The 22879-nt window shown below is 62.9% G+C and carries 2 protein-coding genes; both read left to right on the top strand.

Annotated elements, in window-relative coordinates; genetic code table 11:
* The first annotated feature begins 106 nt into the window (after nt 1-106).
* On the top strand, nt 107-11080 hold the full coding sequence (locus ASC74_RS14270) for a non-ribosomal peptide synthase/polyketide synthase (RefSeq protein ID WP_056741961.1): 10974 nt from the start codon (nt 107-109) through the stop codon (nt 11078-11080).
* Nucleotides 11080-22845, top strand: a complete 11766-nt coding sequence (locus ASC74_RS14265; RefSeq protein WP_056741960.1) for a non-ribosomal peptide synthetase — start codon at nt 11080-11082, stop codon at nt 22843-22845. Before ASC74_RS14270 ends, ASC74_RS14265 begins: the two co-directional genes overlap by 1 nt.
* Nucleotides 22846-22879 lie beyond the last annotated feature (34 nt).

Genomic DNA, 22879 nt, shown 5'->3' with positions numbered 1-22879 from the left:
CCTCCTTTCTGATACTTGTTCTCATTCGCTAATTTTTCCGGTCTGCATTCGTTTTATAGGGACGACGTGCCTTTGTGCTTCCCGCCACTGATCCGGATGCTAAGAAATGAATGCTGAAGACTCCTTGAAACTTGCTCGCCGGTTTATCGGGTTGCCCCTGGAAAAGCGCCAGATGTTCCTTGCGGCCTTGCAAAAGGAAGGCGTTGATTTCGCCCGGTTTCCGATTCCTGCCGGCGTCGAAGCCGAAGATCGCCAGGCGTTGTCGTACGCCCAACAGCGCATGTGGTTTCTCTGGCAGCTGGACCCGCAAAGCGGCGCCTACAACCTGCCGGGCGCGGTGCGTCTGACCGGGCAGTTGAACCTGTCCGCGCTGGAACAAGCCTTCGCCAGCCTCGTTGAACGTCACGAAACCCTGCGCACGGTGTTCCAGCGCCAGGCCGACGACACCTTGCTGCAAGTGCCGGCCAGCGCGCCGCTGGTCATCGATCAGGTGGATTTCAGCGCATTACCGGCCACGGAGCGCGAAAGGTCCGTTGCCCAATCGGCCGAGCAGCAATCCGTACTGCCGTTTGATCTGGCAACCGGCCCATTGCTGCGCGTCACCTTGCTCAAACTCGCCGAGCAGGAACACGTCCTCCTATTGACCCTGCACCACATCGTTTCCGATGGCTGGTCGATGAACGTGCTGATCGACGAATTCATCCGCTGCTACGACGCCTTTGAGGCGGGTGCAGAACCGCAACTCGCGCCATTGCCGATCCAGTACAGCGACTATGCGTTGTGGCAACGTCGCTGGCTGGAGGCGGGTGAACAGGCGCGTCAACTCGACTACTGGCAGGCGCAACTGGGCGACGAGCACCCGGTGCTGGAACTGCCCACCGATCATCCGCGCCCGGCGATGCCGAGCTATCGCGGCACCCGTTACGAGTTCGCCGTCGACGGTCAGTTGGCCGAGCAGCTGCGGGCCACGGCGCAGAAGCACAACATCACCCTGTTCATGCTGTTGCTCGGCGCCTTCAACGCGCTGCTGCATCGCTACACCGGGCAGACCGACATCCGCGTCGGCGTGCCGATCGCCAACCGCAACCGCGCCGAGATCGAAGGCCTGATCGGCTTCTTCGTCAACACCCAGGTGCTGCGCACCCAGCTCGACGGCCAGACCTGCGTCGACGATTTGCTGCGTGCCATCAAGGAAACCGCCCTCGGTGCCCAGGCCCATCAGGACTTGCCGTTCGAGCGCCTGGTCGAGGCGCTGAAACTGGAACGCAGCCTCAGCCATACGCCGCTGTTCCAGGTGATGTACAACCACCAGCCGCAGGTCGCGGACATTTCCACGGTCAGCACCGCGTCCGGTCTGGCGCTGGGCGTGATCGAGTGGGAAGGGCGCACCACCCAGTTCGATCTGACCCTGGATACCTACGAAAAGGGCGGCAAGCTGCACGCCGCGCTGACCTACGCCAACGACCTGTTCGACGCGGCGACCATCGTGCGCATGGCGCAGCACTGGACGCATTTGTTGCAGGGCATGGTCAGTGATTCGCAGCAGCGCATCAGTGATTTGCCATTGCTGGAGAGCGCGGAATACCAGCGCATCGTGCATGACTGGAACCGCGCTGACGAAAGCTTCCCGCAGGACCTGTGCATTCATGAGCTGATCAGCCAGCAAGTCGTCGCGAACCCGAATGCATTGGCGGTGACCTTTGCCACGAAGCAGCTGACTTACGCCGAGCTCGACCATCAGGCCAATCGTCTGGCACATCGGTTGATCGAACTGGGCGTGGGCCCGGAGGTCCGGGTTGGCGTGGCGATGCAACGTTCCGACAACCTGTTGGTGGCGCTGCTGGCGGTACTCAAGGCGGGCGGCGCTTATGTGCCGTTGGACCCGGATTACCCGGCCGAACGCGTTGCCTACATGCTCGAAGACAGCCGCGCTTTGGTGCTGCTGACTGAGCAAGCTGTCGCCGCAACATTGAACGTGCCGGCGGATACGCAAGTGTTGCTGATGGACGATACGGAGTGGGCCGCTTATCCAAGTAGTGCGCCGATGACTCTCGTCACGCCGGACAACCTCGCCTACGTGATCTACACCTCCGGCTCCACCGGCAGGCCCAAAGGCGTGGCCATCGCCCATCGCAACGTGCTGGCGCTGATCGACTGGTCGAAATCGGTCTACAGCCGCGAAGACATCCAAGGCGTGTTGGCCTCAACGTCGGTGTGCTTCGACCTGTCGGTGTGGGAGCTGTTTGTCACGCTGGCCAACGGTGGTTCGGTGATCATCGCCCGCAATGCCCTGGAATTGCCGCAGCTGCCGGCCCGGGATCAGGTGCGACTGATCAACACCGTGCCGTCGGCGATCAATGCGTTGCAGCGCGACGGGCAGATCCCGCCGAGAGTTCGCATCATCAACCTCGCCGGCGAGCCGTTGAAACAGAGCCTGGTGGAGGCACTGTATCAGCAGTCGACCGTCGAGCATGTCTACGATTTGTACGGTCCGTCCGAAGACACCACCTATTCGACCTGGACCCGTCGTGAGGCCGCTGGCCGCGCAAACATCGGCCGCCCCCTGAAACACACCGCCAGCTACTTGCTCGATGCGGACCTGCAACCGGTGCCGCAAGGCGTGTCCGCCGAGCTGTACCTGGCTGGCGCCGGCATCACCCGTGGTTACCTGGCACGTCCGGGCATGACTGCCGAAAAATACGTGCCGAACCCGTTCGCCAACACCGGCGAACGCCTGTACCGCACTGGCGATCTGACCCGTTATCAGGCCGACGGCACGTTGCAATACGTCGGTCGTATCGACCATCAGGTCAAGGTGCGTGGTTTCCGAATCGAACTGGGTGAAATCGAAGCGCGGCTGTTGCAGCAGGACGCGGTACGCGAGCTGGCGGTACTGGCGCAGGACGGCGTCAACGGCCAACAACTGGTCGCCTACATCGTGCTCGCCGATCCAGCATTACTGGACGACATCGACGCTCAAGCGACCCAGCGTGAAATCCTGAAAGCTGCACTGCGTCAGCACCTGCCGGACTACATGGTCCCGGCGTTTCTGCTGTTCCTCGAACACCTGCCACTGACCCCCAACGGCAAACTCGACCGCAAGGCCTTGCCAGCGATTGACGGCTCGCAGCAACAACGCGAACACGTCGCGCCGCGCACGGCGATGGAAAAATCCCTGGCCGCAATTTGGCAGGACGTGTTGGCCATCGAAAATGTGGGTCTTGAAGACAACTTCTTCGAACTGGGCGGCGACTCCATCGTTTCCATGCAGGTGGTCAGCCGCGCGCGTCAGGCCGGGATCGTGTTGAGCCCCAAAGACCTGTTCCAGCACCAGACCATCCGCAGCCTGGCCCAGGCCGCCCGCAGCGGCGAGCAATCGTTGAACGATCAAGGTCCGGCGGTTGGCGCGGTGGCGTTGGCGCCGGTGCAACAGTGGTTTTTCGAACAAGCCATCCCCGAGCGTCAGCACTGGAACCAGTCGCTGCTGCTGGTGCCGCGTGAAGCGTTGAACGTCGAGACGCTGGATCGCGCGTTTGAGCAATTGCTGACCCATCACGACAGCTTGCGTCTGCGCTACCAACAGACCGCCGACGGTTGGCAACAAACCTATGCCGCGCCGACCACTGAATCAGTGTTGTGGCAGCGTCAGGCGCAATCGCTAGAAGAACTCAACGCTCTGTGCGACGAAGCCCAGCGCAGTCTCAATCTGCAAAATGGTCCGCTGATGCGTGCGCTGCTGGTGGCAATAAGCGACGGCACTCAACGCCTGCTGCTGGTCATTCATCACCTGGCGGTGGACGGTGTTTCCTGGCGCGTGTTGCTCGAAGACCTTCAGCAGTTCTACAGCGGCGGTAATGTGTCGCTGGCGAAAACCAGCAGCTATCAACGCTGGGTCGCTCGCTTGCAGGATCATCTTCCAGTCTTTGAAAACAGCCTCGGACACTGGCAGACTCAACTGAAAAACGCGCCGAGCGATCTGCCGTGCGACCGCCCAACCGGCGCACTCGAAAACCGCTTCGAACAAAAACTCGAACTCAAACTCGACGCTGAGCAAACCCGCAAACTGCTGCAACAGGCCCCAGCGGCGTATCGCACCCAGGTCAACGACCTGCTGCTGACCGCGTTGGCGCGGGCGGTTTGCCGCTGGAGCGGGCAGGGCAGCACGCTGATTCAGCTTGAAGGCCATGGCCGTGAAGACCTGTTCGACGACATCGACCTGACCCGCACCGTCGGCTGGTTCACCAGCCTGTTCCCGGTCAATCTGATGCCGTCCAGCGATCTCGGCGCGTCGATCAAATCCATCAAAGAACAACTGCGTGCCGTGCCGGACAAAGGCCTGGGCTACGGCGCGCTGCGCTACCTCGGCACATCGGCGATTCGCGCCGAATTGGCGGCGTTGCCGCAACCGCGTATCACCTTCAACTATCTGGGGCAGTTCGACCGTCAGTTCGATGATGCGGCGATGTTTGTGCCGTCCACCGAAGGCAACGGTATCGCGCAAGATCCATCGGCACCGCTGGGTAACTGGCTGACGGTCGAAGGCCAGGTCTACGGCGGTGAGTTGTCGCTGAGCTGGGGCTTCAGCCATGAGATGTTCGACACCGCGACCATCCAGCTTCTGGCAGACGATTACACGCTGGAACTCAACGCGTTGATCGACCACTGCTGTGCCCTTGAAGCGCCGCAAGCCACACCGTCGGACTTCCCTTTGGCGCGCATCAGTCAGGCGCAGCTCGATGGATTGCCAGTGGCGGTCGCGACGCTTGAAGACCTCTATCCACTGTCGCCGATGCAGCAGGGCATGCTGTTCCACACGTTGTACGAACCCGAAGTCGGCGCCTACATCAGTCAGTTGCGCCTGGACATTCAGGGCCTCGACCCTCAGCGATTCGCTCAGGCCTGGCAAACCGCGCTGGAGCGTCACGACATTCTGCGCAGCAGTTTCCACTGGCAGGGTCTCGACACCGCGCATCAGGCGATTGTCCGCCAAGTGGCGCTGCCGCTTGAACTGCTTGAAGCGACCGACACCGATGCGCTGGCCGACGCCGAACGCGCCCAGGGTTTCGAACTGGGCAGCGCGCCGCTTTTCCGCTTGAAGCTTGTCCGCACGGGCGTCAATGACTGGCACCTGATCTACACCAGCCACCACATTTTGATGGACGGCTGGAGCAACGCGCAGCTGCTGGCCGAAGTCATCCGGCACTACGCCGCCGGGCAATCGCTGCCGGCACCGACCGGGCAATACCGCGATTATCTGGGCTGGTTGCAGCAGCAATCGGCCGTCGCTGGCGAGCAGTTCTGGAAAGCGGCATTGGCACCGCTGGAAGCCCCTACGTTACTGGCCGAAGCCTTGCGGCCGCCGGTGGGTGCCGAGGGCAGCGAGGAATACCGCGTCGCCCTCGACAGCCGCGCGACCCAGCGTCTGGCCGAGTTCGCCCGTCAGCAGAAAGTCACCCTCAACACCTTGCTGCAAGCGGCCTGGAGTCTTTTGCTACAGCGCTACACCGGTCAGGATTGCGTCGTTTTCGGTGCCACGGTCTCTGGGCGTTCCGCGCCGCTGCCAGGCATCGAAGAGCAGCTCGGCCTGTTCATCAACACGCTGCCGCTGGTATGCGCGATGAAGCCGGATCAAACCGTCAGCCAATGGCTGGGCGAGTTGCAAGGGCTGAACCTGGCCATGCGCGAGTTCGAGCATGTGCCGCTTTACGATATTCAGGGCTGGGCGGGGCAGCAGGGTTCGGCGCTGTTCGACAGCCTGCTGGTGTTCGAAAACTTCCCGGTGGCCGAGGCGCTGAAACAAGGCGCACCGGCCGGGTTGTCGTTCGGCAACCTGCACAACCACGAACGCACGCACTATCCGCTGACCCTGGGTATCGAACTGGGCGAAGGCCTGAGCCTGGACTTCAGCTACGACGCGACGCGGTTCAGTGCGGTGCAGGTCGCTGAGTTGTCGGCCAATCTGCAGCATCTGCTGACGCAACTGGTGGCGCAGCCGGACGCGCCATTGGGCTCGCTGGAACTGCTCGATGTCGATGGCAAAGCCGCTGTGCTCGCAGTCAGCCAACCGGCCGCGGTTCAGTTATCCACAACGCTTTTGGCACACGAACAATTCGCCGCTCAGGCCGCCGCCACCCCAGACGCGATGGCATTGCAGGTCGACGGTCAATCCCTGAGCTACGGCCAATTGAACGCGCAGGCCAACCGACTGGCCCATCGCTTGATCGAAAACGGTGCCGGCCCCGGCAAGCGCGTCGGCCTGGCGCTGAACCGTGGTCCGCAACTGATCGTCAGCCTGCTGGCCGTGCTAAAAAGCGGCGCTGCCTATGTGCCGCTGGACCCGAAATACCCGGCTGAGCGCCTGGCCTACATGATCGACGACAGCCGCCTCGACGTGCTGCTGTGCGAGTCCGGTCTGCTGGAAAGTGTGCCCGGCGTGCGACGTCTCAGCCTCGAAGACAACGCCGACTACTCCAGCAGCAATCCGCAAAACCACGCGCTCACTGAAGACCTTGCCTACATCATCTACACCTCCGGATCCACCGGCCAACCCAAAGGCGTGGCCATCGCCCATGCCGCGTTGCGCGAGTTCTGCCAGACCGCCGCCGACTATTCAGTGCTGTCGGCGTCGGACCGCGTGTTGCAGTTCGCGACCTTCAGTTTCGATGGCTTCGTCGAGCAGTGCTTCCCGGCACTGTGCGTCGGTGCGGCGTTGATCATGCGCGGCGATGAGGTGTGGGACGCCGGTCGCCTCGCCGCCGAAATCGTCCAGCAAGGCGTGACGGTGGCGGATTTGCCGGCGGCTTACTGGTACTTGCTGGCCCGCGAATGCGCGAGCGGCGTGGTGCGCAATCTCGGTGATTTGCGTCAGGTTCACGTCGGCGGCGAAGCGATGGCGGTCGAAGGTCTGCGTTTGTGGCATCAGGCTGGTTTGAGCCATGTGCGCTTGCTCAACACCTACGGCCCGACAGAGGCGACCGTGGTGTCCAGTGTTCATGAATGCCATCTCGAAGATGCCAGCGACGCGTTTGGCATCCCGATCGGTCGAGCCATCGCAGGTCGCGCGCTGTATGTACTGGACGCGGCGGGTCAACTGCTGCCAAACGGTGGCGTTGGCGAATTGTGCATCGGCACGCCGGCAAGCCTCGCTCAGAGCTACTTCGACCGCCCGGCGCTGACCGCTGAACGCTTCCTGCCGGACCCATTCGCTCGTGAACCGGGCGCACGGCTGTACCGCAGCGGCGACCTCGCGCGCTACAACGCTGAAGGGAATCTGGAATACGTCGGCCGCATCGACCATCAAGTGAAGATTCGCGGTTTCCGCATCGAAATGGGCGAGATCGAAGCCTGCCTGCAAGCTCGGGAGGAGGTGCGCGAAGCGGCGGTTATCGCTCAGGACGGTACGCAACTGGTGGCGTACATCGTGGCCAACGGCGCGGTAGCCTCTCAGACGGAATATCTGGAAGGCCTCAAAGCCGTTCTGCGCCAGTCGTTGCCTGAATACATGGTGCCAAATCACCTGATCCTGCTGGCCAAACTGCCGCTCAACAACAACGGCAAACTCGACCGCAGAGCCTTGCCGCGCGTTGAAGCCGGCGATGCACAACGTGACTTCGTGGCCCCGGCCGAAGGGCTGGAAACGCAACTCGCGCTGATCTGGCAGGAGGTATTGCAGGTCGAGCGCGTGGGCCGTGACGACAACTTCTTCGAGCTGGGCGGACACTCGCTGCTGGTGCTTCAGGTGATCTCCCGCGTGCGTCAGCAGTTGCAGCTTGAACTGTCGGTGAGCAGTCTGTTCTCCGCCGCGAATCTGGCGGAATTCGCCGAGCGTGCAGCACTGGCGAGCGTCAGCGGCCAACCGTCCCTGCAACGTGCAGCGGTCGATCAGCCACACATTCTGTCGTACGCCCAACAACGCCAATGGATTCTCTGGCAACTGGACCCACAAAGTTCGGCCTACAACATTCCCGCCGCGCTGCGCCTCAAGGGCTCGCTGAATCGCGAAGCCCTGCGCGAAGCCTTCACTCAACTGCAGGCCCGTCACCAAACCCTGCGCACAACCTTTGAGCAGGACGGCCAGCAGGCGCGTCCTGTGCTGCACGACAATCTGGCACTGCAACTGGATGAACGCACACTCGATCAGTCGTCGATCGACAATGCCGTCGCCGAAGAAATCGCTCGTCCGTTTGATCTGCGCAACAGTCCGCTGTGGCGCGTGTTGCTGCTGCAAGTGAACAGCGACGAACACGTGCTGGTGCTCACCGTGCACCACATCGCTGCCGATGGTTGGTCGATGCAGGTCATGGTCGATGAGTTCAGCGCGCTGTATCAGGCGGCCGTCGAAGGCAAGGCTGCGAACCTGTCGAGCCTGCCGGTGAACTACAGCGACTACGCCCGTTGGCAACGTGACTGGCTGGAGGCCGGGGAGGGCGCACGCCAACTGACTTGGTGGAGTGAGCAACTGGCCGGCAGCCAAACGCCGCTGGAGTTACCGAGCGAACTGACCCGTCCGGCTCGTCGCAGCGAGCGCGGCGCCAGCCTGGTGTTGAACGTTGATCGCGAATTGCTCGCCGGTTTGCGTCACCGTGCCCAGGAACACCAGGTGACGTTGTTCATGCTGTTGCTGGCGAGTTTCCAGACCTTGCTGCATCGCCAGAGCGGACAGTCGAGCATCAGCGTCGGCGTGCCGAGCGCCGGTCGTTCGCGCCTGGAAACCGAAGGCCTGATCGGCTTCTTCATCAACACCCAAGTGCTGCGTGCCGAGATCGATGGGCAGCAGACTTTCAGCACCTTGCTGCAACAGGTCAAGCGTGTGGCATTGGGCGCTCAGGCCAATCAGGACTTGCCGTTCGAGCAGTTGGTCGACGCCTTGCAGCCGGACCGCAGCCTCAATCACAGCCCATTGTTCCAGGTGCTCTACAACCATCAACAGCAGTTGGGCGCGAGCGTCGAGCGCAGCGTCGCCGACTTGCAGGTCGAGCGTCTGCACTGGCAGCAACACACCACGCAATTCGATCTGGTGCTCGACACTCAAGAGCAGGGCGAAGCGCTGGATGCCAGCCTGACTTACGCCACTGATTTGTACGACGAGGCGTCGATGAACCGCCTCGCCGAGCAGTGGCTGAACCTGCTGCGAGCGGTGGTCGTCGATCCGCAGCAGCGCGTCGCCGAACTGCCGTTGCTGCAAGCACCGCAACGCGATGCGTTGATCCAGCACTGGAACCCGATGTTCCAGGCGCAACCGCCGTCGCCAACCCTGCACCACTTGTTCGAAGCCCAGGCTGCCGAGCGGCCGAACGCAATCGCCCTGGTCTACGAAGGCGAGCAACTGACCTACGCCGCGCTCAACGCTCAGGCCAACCGACTGGCGCGCAAACTGCGTGAACAGGGTGTCGGCCCCGAGGTGCGCGTCGGCATCGCCACCGAGCGGGCTATGCCGCTGGTGGTCGGGTTGCTGGCGATTCTCAAGGCCGGCGGCGCCTATGTGCCGCTCGATCCGCAATACCCGGCCGAGCGCCTGAGCTACATGATCGAAGACAGCGACATCACGTTGCTGCTGACCCAACAACACTTGATCGACGGTTTACCGGCCCGCGACGGCGTGCAGGTGCTGAGCCTGGAGTCGTTGCAACTGGAGGCCTTCAGCGACGACAACCTGCCAGCGCTGGCGACCCCGGACAACCTCGCTTACGTGATCTACACCTCCGGTTCCACCGGTCGGCCAAAAGGTGCATTGCTCAGCCACGGCAACGTCGGGCGTCTGCTCACGGCCACCGCTGCCGAGTTCAACTTCGGTCCGAACGATGTCTGGACGCTGTTCCACTCCTACGCCTTCGATTTCTCGGTGTGGGAGCTGTTCGGTTCGCTGTGCACCGGCGGGCGTCTGGTGATCGTGCCGTATTACATCAGCCGCGAGCCGCAAGAGTTCCATCGCTTGCTCTGTGATGAAGGCGTGACGGTGTTGAACCAGACCCCGACCGCGTTCCGCCAGTTGTTGCCGATTGCCTGTGCCAGCGAGCGAAACCTGGCGTTGCGTCAGGTAATTTTCGGCGGCGAAGCGTTGGAAGTCGCGAGCCTGCGTCCCTGGTTCGAACGCTTCGGCGATCAACAGCCAACCCTGGTCAACATGTACGGCATCACCGAAACCACGGTGCACGTGACCTACCGTGCGATCCGCCTGGCCGACCTCGACGGCAAGGCCCAAAGCCCGATTGGCCTGCCGATTCGCGACCTGCGCTGGTACCTGCTCGACAGCCAGTTGCAACCGGTGCCGGTGGGTGTGGCGGGTGAGTTGTACATTGCCGGCGCTGGTCTGGCGCGTGGTTATCACGGGCGTTTCGGCCTCACCGCCGAGCGTTTCGTACCGAGCCCATTCGACGCATCGCAGCGCCTCTATCGCAGCGGCGACCTGGCGCGTCAGCGTGCCGACGGCAGCATCGATTACCTCGGTCGGATCGACCAGCAAGTGAAGATCCGTGGCTTCCGCATCGAACTGGGTGAAATCGAAGCCGTGCTGCTGGCCCAACCGGGCGTGCGCCAAGCGGTGCTGAGCGTGCATACCGGCGACGGCTGCCCGCAGTTGTGTGCCTACGTGGTGGCCGAGCAAACCCCGCACGACCCGATCGTCTGGCGCGACAACCTGCGCGCAGCGCTCAAGGTGGATCTACCGGATTACATGGTGCCGAGCCACTGGTTGCTGCTCGACGCCTTGCCGCTGACCGGCAACGGCAAGCTCGACCGCAAGGCCTTGCCGGTGCCTGACGCTCAGGAATGGCAACGCCCGTTCGAAGCCCCCGAGGGCGACCTCGAACGGCAACTGGCAGACATCTGGGCCAGCGTGCTGGGCGTGGCGCAGATCGGCCGGCGCGACAACTTCTTTGAACTGGGCGGGCACTCGCTGCTCGCCGCCCAGGCCAGTGCCCGTGTGGAACTGGAACTGGGCATCGAGCTGCCGCTGCGTGCGCTGTTCGAATCCACCGACCTTCAGGCTTATGCCGCCATGGCCGGGCAGCACGCCCCGGCTGACAACGATGCACGTCTTGATGCGCTTGAGTCGCTTCTCGACGAGATGGAGATCAACTGATGGAACACACCACTGCCCAGCGTATCGCCACCCGCTTCGCCGGCCTGCCGGCTGACAAGCGCCGCGAGTTTCTGCAACGCATGCAAGAGCAGGGCGTGAGTTTTGGCCAACTGCCGATTCCGCCCGCTGCCAAGCCGCAAACGACCTTCGAACTGTCGTACGCGCAGCAGCGCCAGTGGTTCCTCTGGCAGCTAGATCCGCAGAGTTCCGCTTACAACATTCCCGCCGCGTTGCGTTTGCACGGGTCCCTGAATATCGCGGCGTTGCAGCAGAGTTTCGATGTGCTGCTGGAGCGGCATCAGAGTTTGCGCAGCCGTTTCGTCGAAGACGATGGTCAGGTGGTGCAGACGCTGGCCGGGTTCACTTCGCTGCCGATCGAACAGATCGACCTGCGCAATGAACCTCAGGAACAGCGTTTCGATCTGGCCATGAAAGCGGTCGAGCAGGATATCGCCCGGCCGTTCGATCTGCAGCACGGTCCGCTGTTGCGGGTCAGCCTGTTGCAGCTCGACGGCGAAGACCATGTGCTGTTGCTGACCCTGCACCACATCGTCACCGATGGCTGGTCGATGGGTGTGTTGGTGGAAGAGTTTTCCCGGCTCTACGCCGCCCATTGCCAAGGGCAAAACGCGGCGCTGGAAGCGTTGCCGATCCAGTATTCCGACTACGCAATGTGGCAGCGCCGCAGGATGGAAGCGGGGGAGCTGGAGCGTCAACTCAACTGGTGGCGTGAAACACTGGGCAGCGAACAACCGCTGCTGGAATTGCCGACCGACCGTCCACGTCCGGCGCAGCCGAGCCAGCGCGGTGCGCGTCTGGATTTCGCCCTCGATGTAACGTTGGCCAGCGGCCTGATGAGCCTGGCCAAACAGCGCGGTGTCACGCCGTTCATGCTGTTGCTGGCGAGCTTCCAGGCCTTGCTCTATCGCTACAGCGGTCAGTCCGACCTGCGCGTTGGCGTGCCGATTGCCAACCGCAATCGCGCGGAAATCCGTGGGCTGATCGGCTTCTTCGTCAACACCCAGGTGATGCGTGCCGAACTGGACGGGCGCCTGCCGTTCAGCCAGTTGCTCGACCAGACCCGCGCCGCGTCGCTGGATGCCCAGGATTATCAGGACTTGCCGTTCGAGCGTCTGGTGCAGGCGCTGCAAGGTGAACGCAGCCTCAGCCACAGCCCATTGTTCCAGGTGATGTTCAACCACCAGCAAGCCAAACCGGCGGCGGTCAGCGGTTTGCTCGCCGGTCTGCGCGTCGAAGCGCTGAACGCCACGGCGCACACCACGCAATTCGATCTGCAACTGGACACGCAGGAGGAGGGCGACAAGCTGTTCGCCAGCCTGACGTATGCCACCGATTTGTTCGACGCTGAGCGCATCGAGCATTTAGCGCGTCACTGGCGCAATTTGTTGGCCGGTGTGCTGGCGAACCCGCAATGCCCGCTCGCCGAGTTGCCGCTGCTGGATGCCGACGAGCGCCTGCGCATTCTGGATGACCTCAACGACACCGCTCAGGCCTATCCGGGCGAAGTCTGCGTGCAACGCCATTTCGAAGCGCGCGCGGCAGAAAACGGTGAGGCGACAGCGCTGGTGTTCCAGGGGCAGCGCCTGAGTTACGCCGAGCTGAATTTGCGTGCCAACCGTCTGGCCCACCACTTGCGCGCCCAGGGTGTCGGCCCGGAAGTGTTGGTGGGGATTGCCTGCGACCGCTCGTTTGAAATGGTCGTCGGCCTATTGGCCATTCTCAAGGCTGGCGGCGCTTATGTGCCGCTGGACCCGGAATACCCGATTGATCGCCTGAGCTACATGATTGAGGACAGCGGCATATCGCTGTTGCTGACTCAGAAGCATCTGCTGGCGCAACTGCCGACCCCGGACGACGTGCGCACCTTGTGCCTGTACAGCGAAGCCGATTGGCTAAGCGATCTGCCGGGCACCGATCTACCAAACCTCGCTGTCGCAGAAAACCTTGCTTACGTGATTTACACCTCCGGTTCCACCGGCAAACCCAAGGGCGCGGGTAACCGCCATGTGGCGCTGCACAACCGTCTGGAGTGGATGCAGCAAGCCTACAACCTGCTGCCGAGCGACCGTGTGCTGCAAAAAACGCCGTTCAGTTTCGACGTGTCGGTGTGGGAGTTTTTCTGGCCGCTGATGAAGGGCGCCACCCTGGTGATCGCCGCGCCGGGTGAACATCGGGATCCACAACGCCTCGCCGCGTTGATCGTCGAACAGGCGATCACCACGCTGCACTTTGTGCCGTCGATGCTCTCCGCATTCATCGGTGCCGACGAGGCGCTGGCCTGCACCTCGCTGCAACGGATCATTTGCAGCGGTGAAGCGCTGCCGATGGAGCTGCAACGCCAGACGCTGCGCAGCCTGCCGCAAGCCAATCTCTACAACCTCTATGGCCCGACCGAAGCGGCCATCGACGTGACCCACTGGACCTGCGTGGAAGAGGGCCGTGACAGCGTTCCGATCGGTCGGCCAATCGCCAACCTGCGCACCTACATCCTCGACAGCGAACTGCAACCGTTGCCGCTGGGCGCGGTGGGCGAGTTGTACCTGGGCGGTGTCGGCCTGGCGCGCGGTTATCACCGCCGTGGCGCGCTGACGGCCGAGCGTTTTGTGGTCGACCCGTTTGGCAGCGGCGAGCGTCTGTACCGCACCGGTGACCTGGCGCGTTATCGCGCTGACGGTGCCATCGACTACTGCGGGCGTATTGACCATCAAGTGAAGATTCGCGGTTTGCGCATAGAACTGGGCGAAATCGAAGCGCGTCTGCAAGAACATGCAGACGTGCAGGAAGCCGTGGTGCTGGCCCTCGATGGCCCGAGCGGCAAGCAACTGGTTGCGTACATCGTGCCGCAAGATCGAGCCTTGGTCAGCGCCGATGCCGAGCAGCAAGGCGTGTGGCGCGAAACCCTGAAAAGCCATCTGCTGGCGAGCCTGCCGGATTACATGGTGCCGGCGCAGACCGTGCTGATCGAGCAAATGCCGCTGAGCCCCAACGGCAAACTCGACCGTAAACGCCTGCCGGCGCCGACCGCACAAATCAGCCAACGCGCTTATGAAGCGCCACGCAGCGAACATGAACAGGTGCTGGCGCAGATCTGGCAGGACGTGTTGGGCGTGGAGCAGGTCGGGCGTCAGGACAACTTCTTTGAACTGGGCGGCGACTCGATCATTTCGATTCAAGTGGTCAGCCGTGCCCGTCGTGCCGGCCTGAGCCTGCAACCGCGCGACCTGTTCCAGCAGCAGACGTTGCAAGCGCTGGCCGCCGTGGTCAAAGAGCAGGCGGCACCGCTGGCGCAACAAGGGCCGGTGGACGGTGTGCAAACACTCACGCCGATCCAGCGTTGGTTCTTCGACGAGCCGATTCCGCAGCGCGCGCACTGGAACCAAGCCGTGTTGCTGACGCCGCGTGAAACCCTCGAATTGCCGCGCCTGCAAGCCGCGCTGCAACGCCTGCTCAAGCAGCACGATGCGCTGCGTTTGCGCTTCAGTCAGGTCGACGGCCAATGGTCGGCGCGGTATGTCGGGGCCGACAGCGCCGATGTGATCGACATGCTCTGGACCGCTCGCGTGGCCAGCGATGCCTCGCTGGAATCGGTGTGCGATGAAGCCCAGCGCAGCCTCAGTCTGCAAGACGGTCCGCTGCTGCGCGTGGCGTTGATCGCCCAGGCGGATGGCTCGCAGCGGTTGCTGTTGGTGATCCACCACTTGGCGGTGGACGGTGTGTCCTGGCGGGTGTTGCTGGAAGATTTGCAGGCCGCCTATCAAGGGCAAGAGCTGCCACCGAAGACCAGCGCCTTCCAGGCCTGGGCCGACAAGCTTGACGCCTATGCACGTTCCGAAACCGCTGCCGGCGAACTGAATTGGTGGCAGGCGCAACTGAGCGTCGCCAATGATTCGTTGCCCGCCGCCAACGCCCAAGCCAGTCAGGCCGGGCATCTGCGTCAGGGCGTCAGCATCGGTCTTGACCGCGAACAGACCCGCCAGTTGCTGCAACAGGCGCCAGCGATCTACCGCACTCAAGTCAACGACCTGCTGCTGACCGCACTGGCCCGCACCCTCAGCCGCTGGACCGGCCACGAGTCGGCGCTGATTCAGCTCGAAGGCCATGGCCGCGAAGAGCTGTTCGACGACATCGACCTGACCCGCACCGTCGGCTGGTTCTCCAGCCTGTTCCCAGTGCGCCTGACGCCGACCGCCGACCTTTCGGGTTCGATCAAGGCGATCAAGCAGCAACTGCGCGAAATCCCCGGCAAAGGCATGGGCTACGGCCTGTTGCGCTATATGGGCGATGCCGCGACCCAAGCGGCGTTGGCCGCATTGCCGCAAGCGCGGGTGACGTTCAACTACCTCGGTCAGTTCGACCAGAGTTTTGCCGAGGACGCGCTGTTCACCCCGGCTCGCGAATCCAGCGGTGCCGCACAATCCACCGATGCACCGTTACCGAACTGGTTGTCGGTGGACGGTCAGGTCTATGGCGGCGAACTGAAGCTGGACTGGACCTTCAGTCGTGAATGCTTCGATCTGCGCGAGATCGAAGCGCTGGCGGCGGATTTCCGCAGCGAGTTGCTGGCGCTGATCGCCCATTGCCTGAGCGACGGCGCGGGCGGCGTGACCCCGGCGGACTTCCCGCTGGCGCGTCTGACCCAGGCGCAACTCGATGGTCTGCCAGTGCCACCGGCGCAAATCGAGGACCTGTATCCGTTGTCGCCGATGCAGGCCGGTTTGTTGTTCCACAGCTTGTACGAATCCGATTCAGGCGCCTATGTGAACCAGCTCAGCGTCGAAGCCCGCGGGCTCGATGCCGAACGGCTGGGACGCGCTTGGCAAGCGGTGCTCGACACCCATCCGATCCTGCGCAGCAGTTTCCACTTCCCCGAGGGCTTCGAAGCGCCGGTGCAGTTGGTGCATAGACACCTGCAATTGCCGATGACCTGCCTCGACTGGCGCAACCGCAGCGATCAGGCCGAAGCGTTGGTTCAACTGATCGACAGCGAGCGCCTGCAACTCGATTCGACTCGCGCGCCGTTGATGCGCTTGACCCTGGTGCGACTCGACGATGAGCGTCAGCAACTGATCTACACCCACCATCACTTGTTGCTCGATGGCTGGAGTAATTCGCTGCTGTTGAGCGAAGTCCTGCAGCGTTATGCCGGGCAAGACGTGCAGGCGCCGATTGGGCGTTTTGCCGATTACATTGGCTGGCTGCAACGTCAGGATGCGCAGGCTGACGAACTGTTCTGGCGCGAGCAACTGGCGACCTTGGACAACCCCACCTTGCTGGCGCAGAGCCTGGCCCATGGCGACAGTAAAAACCCGTCGACGGCGGAATTTGCCGACCACCGCCAGACCTTCGATGTCGCCACCAGCAAACGCTTCAGTGAGTTTGCCCGTCAGCAAAAGGTCACCCTCAACACTTTGGTCCAAGGTGCCTGGGCACTGCTGCTGCAACGTTACAGCGGTCAACGCAGCGTCGCGTTTGGCGCGACCGTTGCCGGGCGGCCGGTGGACTTGCCGGGTGCTGAAAGCCAACTCGGCCTGTTCATCAACACCTTGCCGGTGATCAGCAGCCCGGACGCGGTTGAAAGCGTCGGCCAGTGGCTGACCCGTTTGCAGGCGCAGAACCTGGAACTGCGTGAGCATGAATTCACCGCCCTCGGCGACATTCAGCGTTGGGCCGGGCGTGCCGGTGAACCGCTGTTCGACAGCCTGCTGGTGTTCGAAAACTTCCCGGTGGCCGAAGCGCTGCAACAAGGTGCGCCGGCCGGTTTGAGCTTCTCGATCCCGCAGAACCACGAACGCACCAACTTCCCGCTGACGCTGGCGGCTACTGCCGAAAGCCAACTCAGCCTGAACTGGAGCTACCAGTGCGCCCACTTCAGCGGCGAGGCGATTGCCCGCATGAGCGAGCATTTGGCCGCGCTGCTGGCAGCGATGGTCGCCGCACCACAGGCTGCATTGAGTGAACTGGACCTGCTGACCGCGCCGGAACGTGCGCAACAGTTAGTGGAGTGGAACCCCGCATTCACTGCGTCGGAAAACCCGCTCTGCGTGCATCAATTGATCGAGGCCCAGGCCGTTGTTCGCCCGGACGCCACGGCGCTGATTTTCAACGACCTGGAATTGAGCTTCGACCAACTCAACCGCCGCGCCAACCAATTGGCCCATCGCTTGCGCGCACTGGGCATCGGCCCGGAAGTGCGGGTCGGCCTGGCGATGCAGCGTTCGCCGGAAATGATCGTTGGCCTGCTGGCGATCCTCAAGGCCGGCGGTGCCTACGTGCCGCTTGACCCGGCGTACCCGGCCGAACGCCTGCGCTACCTGATGGAAGACAGCGGCATTTCGCTGCTGATCAGCCAATCGTGGCTGCGGGGAAAACTGCCCTTGCCGGAAGGCCTATCAGTCTTGGAAATCGACCGCGAGCCGCTGGAGCACATGTCGGAAACCAACCCGGTCAACCTGACCTGCGGCGAAAACCTCGCGTACCTGATTTACACATCAGGCTCCACCGGCCGGCCGAAAGGCGTCAGCGTGGCCCACGGTCCGTTGGCCATGCATTGCCTGTCGATCGGCGAGTTGTACGGCATGACCCCAGACGATCGCGAGCTGCAATTTGCCTCGATCAGCTTCGACGGCGCCCATGAGCGCTGGTTGACGCCACTGGTGTTCGGTTCGGCCGTAATGCCCCGCGACGACGAGTTGTGGAGCGTGGAGCGCACCTGCGCCGAGATCGAAAAGCACGGCATCACCATCGCCTGCTTCACCCCGACCTATCTGGGGCAGATCGCCGAATTCATGGGCGAAGCGGGGCGCGATTTGCCGATCCGCTCCTACACCCCATGCGGTGAAGGCATGGCCAAGCACGCGTTCGATGAAGTCCAGCAGGTGCTGCAACCGAAGCGCCTGATCAACGGCTACGGCCCGACCGAAACGGTGATCACGCCGTTGATCTGGCTGGCGTATCCGGATACCGAATTCGACTCGGCGTTCATGCCGATTGGCCGGCCAGTCGGCAACCGCAGCGCCTATATTCTGGACGGCGGCTTGCAGCCGTTGCCGGTTGGCGTGGCGGGCGAGTTGTACCTGGGCGGCGAGGGCGTCGCCCGTGGTTACCATCAACGTCCGGACCTGACGGCTGAACGCTTTGTGCCGGATCCGTTCGTGCCGGGCGCGCGTTTGTATCGCAGTGGCGACCTCGCGCGGTTCCGCGCTGACGGTGTCGTCGAGTACCTCGGCCGTATCGACCAGCAAGTGAAGATTCGCGGTTTCCGTATCGAGCTCGGCGAAATCGAAGCCTGCCTGCTGGAACACGAAGGCGTGCGTGAAGCATTCGTGATCGATCGCGAAGGTCCGGTGAGCCGCCAGTTGGTTGGCTACGTGGTGCCCCGCGATCCGCTCGCCGACGAGCACGATTTGCGTGAAGCGCTGACCCTGCACCTGCGCAGCCGTCTGCCGGCGCACATGCTGCCGGCGCATTTGATGTGCCTGGCCGCGTTGCCGCTGACGCCGAACGGCAAGCTTGATCGCCAAGGCCTGCCGGCGCCTGAAGCGTCGCGTCAGAACCACGATCAAGTCGCCGCTGCGTCGCTGGCCGAAGCGTTGCTGGTGGAGATCTGGCAGGAACTGCTGGGGTTGGAGTCGGTGGGCGTCACCGAGAACTTCTTCGAGCTGGGCGGTGACTCGATCATCTCGCTGCAAGCGGTGAGTCGCGCCGGGCAGCGCGGGCTGGTGTTCAGTCCGAAGCAACTGTTCGAGCAGCAGACCATACGGGCACTCGCTGCGGTGGCGACCAGCCGTGAAGCGGCGTTGGTTGAAGCACCGAAAGTCCCTGCGTTTGCGCTGGTGCCGCACATCGATATCGCTGCCCATGAAGGGCTGCAAGACTTGTATCCGCTGTCGCCGATGCAGCAAGGCATGCTGTTCCATTGCCTCGATTCACCGGAGCTGAACCCCTACGTCAACCAGTTGAGCGTGGCGGTCGACGGCTTGCAGGTGCCGCGTTTCCGTGCGGCCTGGCAAACCTTGGTCGAGCGTCATGAAGTGCTGCGCGCGGCGTTCCGCTGGCGCGATGGCTTGGCCGATCCGCTGCAAGCGGTGTTCGCTGATGTCGAGTTGCCGATCGAAGAACTCGATTGGCGTGACCGCACCGACACCGAACAGGCGCTGGGCGAGCTGGCGGCTGCGGAACAGGCCAAAGGCTTCGACCTGAGCTGCCCGCCGCTGATGCGTTTCATCTTGGTGCGCCTGGGTGATGACCGTTACCAGATGATCTGGATCTACCATCACCTGTTGCTGGACGGCTGGAGTGCTTCGCGCCTGTTGGGCGACATGTTGCGCCTGTACCACAATGACAGCCTGCCGACCCTGACCGGTCGTTACGCTGACTACATCGCCTGGCTGCAACGACAGGACGGTGCGCAGGCGGAAGGCTTCTGGCGTGAGCGCCTGGCGTTGCTCGAAGAACCGACCATTCTGGCCAAGGCTTCCGGTGCGACAGGCTCCGGCCATGGCGTGATGTACAGCAACCTCGACGCCGAGGCGACGCGCAAATTGCACACGTTCGCCAAGCGTCAGCGCGTGACCCTCAACACACTGGTGCAAGGCGCATGGCTGCTGTTGTTGCAACGTCACAGCGGCCAACGCAGTGTCGCGTTCGGCGCCACGGTGGCGGGGCGTCCGACCGGGTTGGCCGGCGCGCAGGACATGCTCGGCCTGTTCATCAACACCTTGCCGGTGATCCAGACCCTCGATCCGCAACAGCCATTGGGTGAGTGGCTGCGCGACTTGCAGGATTACAACCTGATGGTGCGCGACTACGAGCACACGCCGTTGTCGGACATTCAGCGCTGGGCCGGGCAGGGTGGTCAGGGCTTGTTCGACAGCATCATCGTGTTCGAAAACCATCCGGTGGACCGTGCCTTGAAAGGGGGCGAGGAAGGTGAGTTGCGCTTTGCCGAAGTCGGCAGTGGCGGGGTGACCAACTTCCCGATGGACTTGATGGTCAGCGCCAATGAAGAAGGCCTGGAAGTTGAGTATCTGTTCCTGCGTGATCGCTTCAGTGAAGTGGAAGTTGAGCGGATTCGTGCGCGGCTTGAAGGGTTGCTGCGTGCGTTGCCGGAGGATGCCATGCGTCTGCTTGGCAACATTGGTTTGCCTGAAGCGCGTTTGAGTCTGCCGCAGGTGTCCGACGATAACGCCGATTTGTTGCACGCGTTCAATCAGTACGTGCGCACGCAACCGCAGAAAGTCGCCTTGATCTGCGAGGATCGGGAAGTCAGTTATGCACAGCTTGAGGTGCAGGCCAATGGGCTGGCGCAGCAACTGATCGATCGCGGCATCGGGCCGGAAAGTCTGGTGGCGGTGGCGTTGCCGCGTTCCGAACGCACCATCGTTGCGTTCCTTGCGGTGTTGAAAGCAGGGGCGGCTTATTTGCCTTTGGACCTGGCGTACCCGGCCGAGCGACTGGCTTATATGTTGAGCGATTCGGCGGCCAGCCTGTTGCTTTGCGACAGTGATCTGGGCGAACGACTGACCTTGGCTGATAGCCCGCCAAGGCTGTTGCTCGATCAGTTAAGCGTTGCTGACAACGCCGCGTGCCCGGTTTCCCGACCGCTGCCGGGGCACCTCGCGTACCTGATTTACACCTCCGGTTCCACCGGCCAACCGAAAGGCGTGGCCGTGGCGCGCGGTCCGATTGCCCGGCATTGCCGCGGCATCATCGAACTCTACGAACTGGCACCGCGCAGCCGCGAGCTGCACTTCATGTCGTTCGCCTTCGACGGTGCGCAGGAGCGTTGGCTGAGTGTGCTGTTGGCCGGCGGCAGTCTGGTGATTCGTGATGACAGTTTGTGGACCCCGGAGCAAACCCTGGAAGTGTTGCATCGTCATGGCGTCACGGTTGCCTGCTTCCCGCCGGCGTACCTGCAACAGATGGCCGAGGTGGCTGAACGTTTGGGCAATCCACCGGCGGTCGAGGTGTATTGCTTTGGCGGTGATGCGGTGCCGGAGGCGAGTTTCGAACAGGTCAAACGGGCCCTGCGTCCGCAGCATCTGGTCAACGGTTACGGCCCGACCGAAACCGTGGTCACGCCGCTGTTGTGGCGTGCCGAGGTCAGCGAAACCTGCGACGCGGCGTATGCGCCGATTGGTCGTGGTGTGGCCGGGCGTGGCTTGTATGTGCTGGATGCGGACCTCAATCCGTTGCCGGTCGGTGTCAGTGGCGAGTTGTACCTGGGCGGCGAATGCCTGGCGCGCGGTTATCACCAGCGTCCCGGCATGAGTGCCGAGCGTTTCATTCCGGACCCGTTCGAGGCCGGTGGCCGCATGTACCGCACCGGCGACCTGGTGCGCCAGCGCGAGTGCGGGTTGATCGACTACCTGGGGCGTCTCGACCATCAAGTGAAGATCCGTGGTTTCCGCATCGAACTGGGCGAAATCGAAGCCCGTCTGCGTGATTGCGCCGGGGTGCAGGATGCCGCCGTGGTGGTGCACGACACGCCGACCGGCAAGCAGTTAGTGGGTTATGTGGTGGCGGTCGGTGCTGTCGGGCTGGATCGTCGCTTGAAGACTGAACTGCAAGCGCAACTGCCGGATTACATGGTGCCGGCGCGAATCATGGTGCTGGAGCGTTTCCCGCTGTCGGCCAACGGCAAGCTCGACCGCCGCGCACTGCCTACGCCGGAATGGGCGCTCGGCGGTTATCGCGCACCGCGCAACGCACTGGAAACGGCGCTGACCGCGATCTGGCAAGAGGTACTGGGCGCGCCGCAAGTGGGCATCGACGACAACTTTTTCGAACTCGGCGGCGACTCGTTGCAGGTGCTCAAAGTCATCTCGCGGGTGCGCAGTCAGCCGCAATTGGGCTTTGAATTGAAGCTGCGGGATTTGATGCAGAAACCCTGCATCGCCGAACTCAGTGGCTATCAGGCTGCCGAGCCAGTTGCAGCAGCGCCGGACCCGTTGCTGGCGCTGAATGCGCGGATCCCGAACGTGCCGGCGCTGTTCTGCCTGCACGCCGGTTTCGGCACGGTGTTCGACTACGAACCGCTGGCCCGTCGACTGGAAGGCCGGCGCACGGTGTACGGCCTGCAATGCCGGATGCTGCTTGATCCGCACTGGCAGGACGAGTCGCTGCTGGCGATGGCTCAAGCCTATGCGCAACGGATTCGCAGTCAGCAGGCCAAGGGACCTTATTACTTGCTGGGCTGGTCGCTGGGTGGCGCGTTGACGCAACTGGTCGCTCACGAACTGGAAACCCAGGGTGAAACGGTCGCGTTTGCCGGGCTGGTCGACAGTTACGTAGCGGGCACCGCAGAAGCGGGGGACTGGCGTGAGGACCTGGGCGACTTCCTGAAGTTTGTGCTCGGTCTGCCGGCCGATGAGGCTCAGGCGCTGATTGCGCTAAAAGCCGCTGATTTGAATGAGCGAGAGGGTTCCACGGCGGTGATCGAGGCGGCCATGCACGGCTCCAATGAGCAAGCTGCGTTGGGCGCGGGGGAACTCACGCAGATCTTCGCCACTGGCTCACGCCTCAAGCAACTGGCGCTGGCGCATCAGCAACTGCCGGCGATTCAGATTAAGGCGCATCGCTGGTGGGTGGCCGAGCGCGACGACGAACGTCGGGTGTTTGAGGCCCAGGTCGGTAGCCACGGCGTTGATCGCTTGTTGGCGGGCGGGCACTACGAGTTGCTGCGCGGTGATGAGCTGCTCGATGAGCTTGAAGACCTGTTGGAACGCAGGCCGGCTATCGCGTAACTCCTGTGGGAGCGGGCTTGCTCGCGAAAGCGGT

This window comes from Pseudomonas sp. Root329 (assembly GCF_001424925.1).
In the GTDB taxonomy this organism is placed as follows: Bacteria; Pseudomonadota; Gammaproteobacteria; order Pseudomonadales; family Pseudomonadaceae; genus Aquipseudomonas; species Aquipseudomonas arabinosi.
The sequence above is the reverse complement of the archived record's forward strand: the minus strand, read 5'-3'. Positions and strand labels throughout refer to the sequence as shown.

What these genes read in the sequence shown, in the direction of transcription:
- ASC74_RS14270 (WP_056741961.1), top strand. Translation starts at nt 107, where the DNA reads ATGAATGCTGAAGACTCCTTGAAACTTGCTCGCCGGTTTATCGGGTTG.
- ASC74_RS14265 (WP_056741960.1), top strand. Translation starts at nt 11,080, where the DNA reads ATGGAACACACCACTGCCCAGCGTATCGCCACCCGCTTCGCCGGCCTG.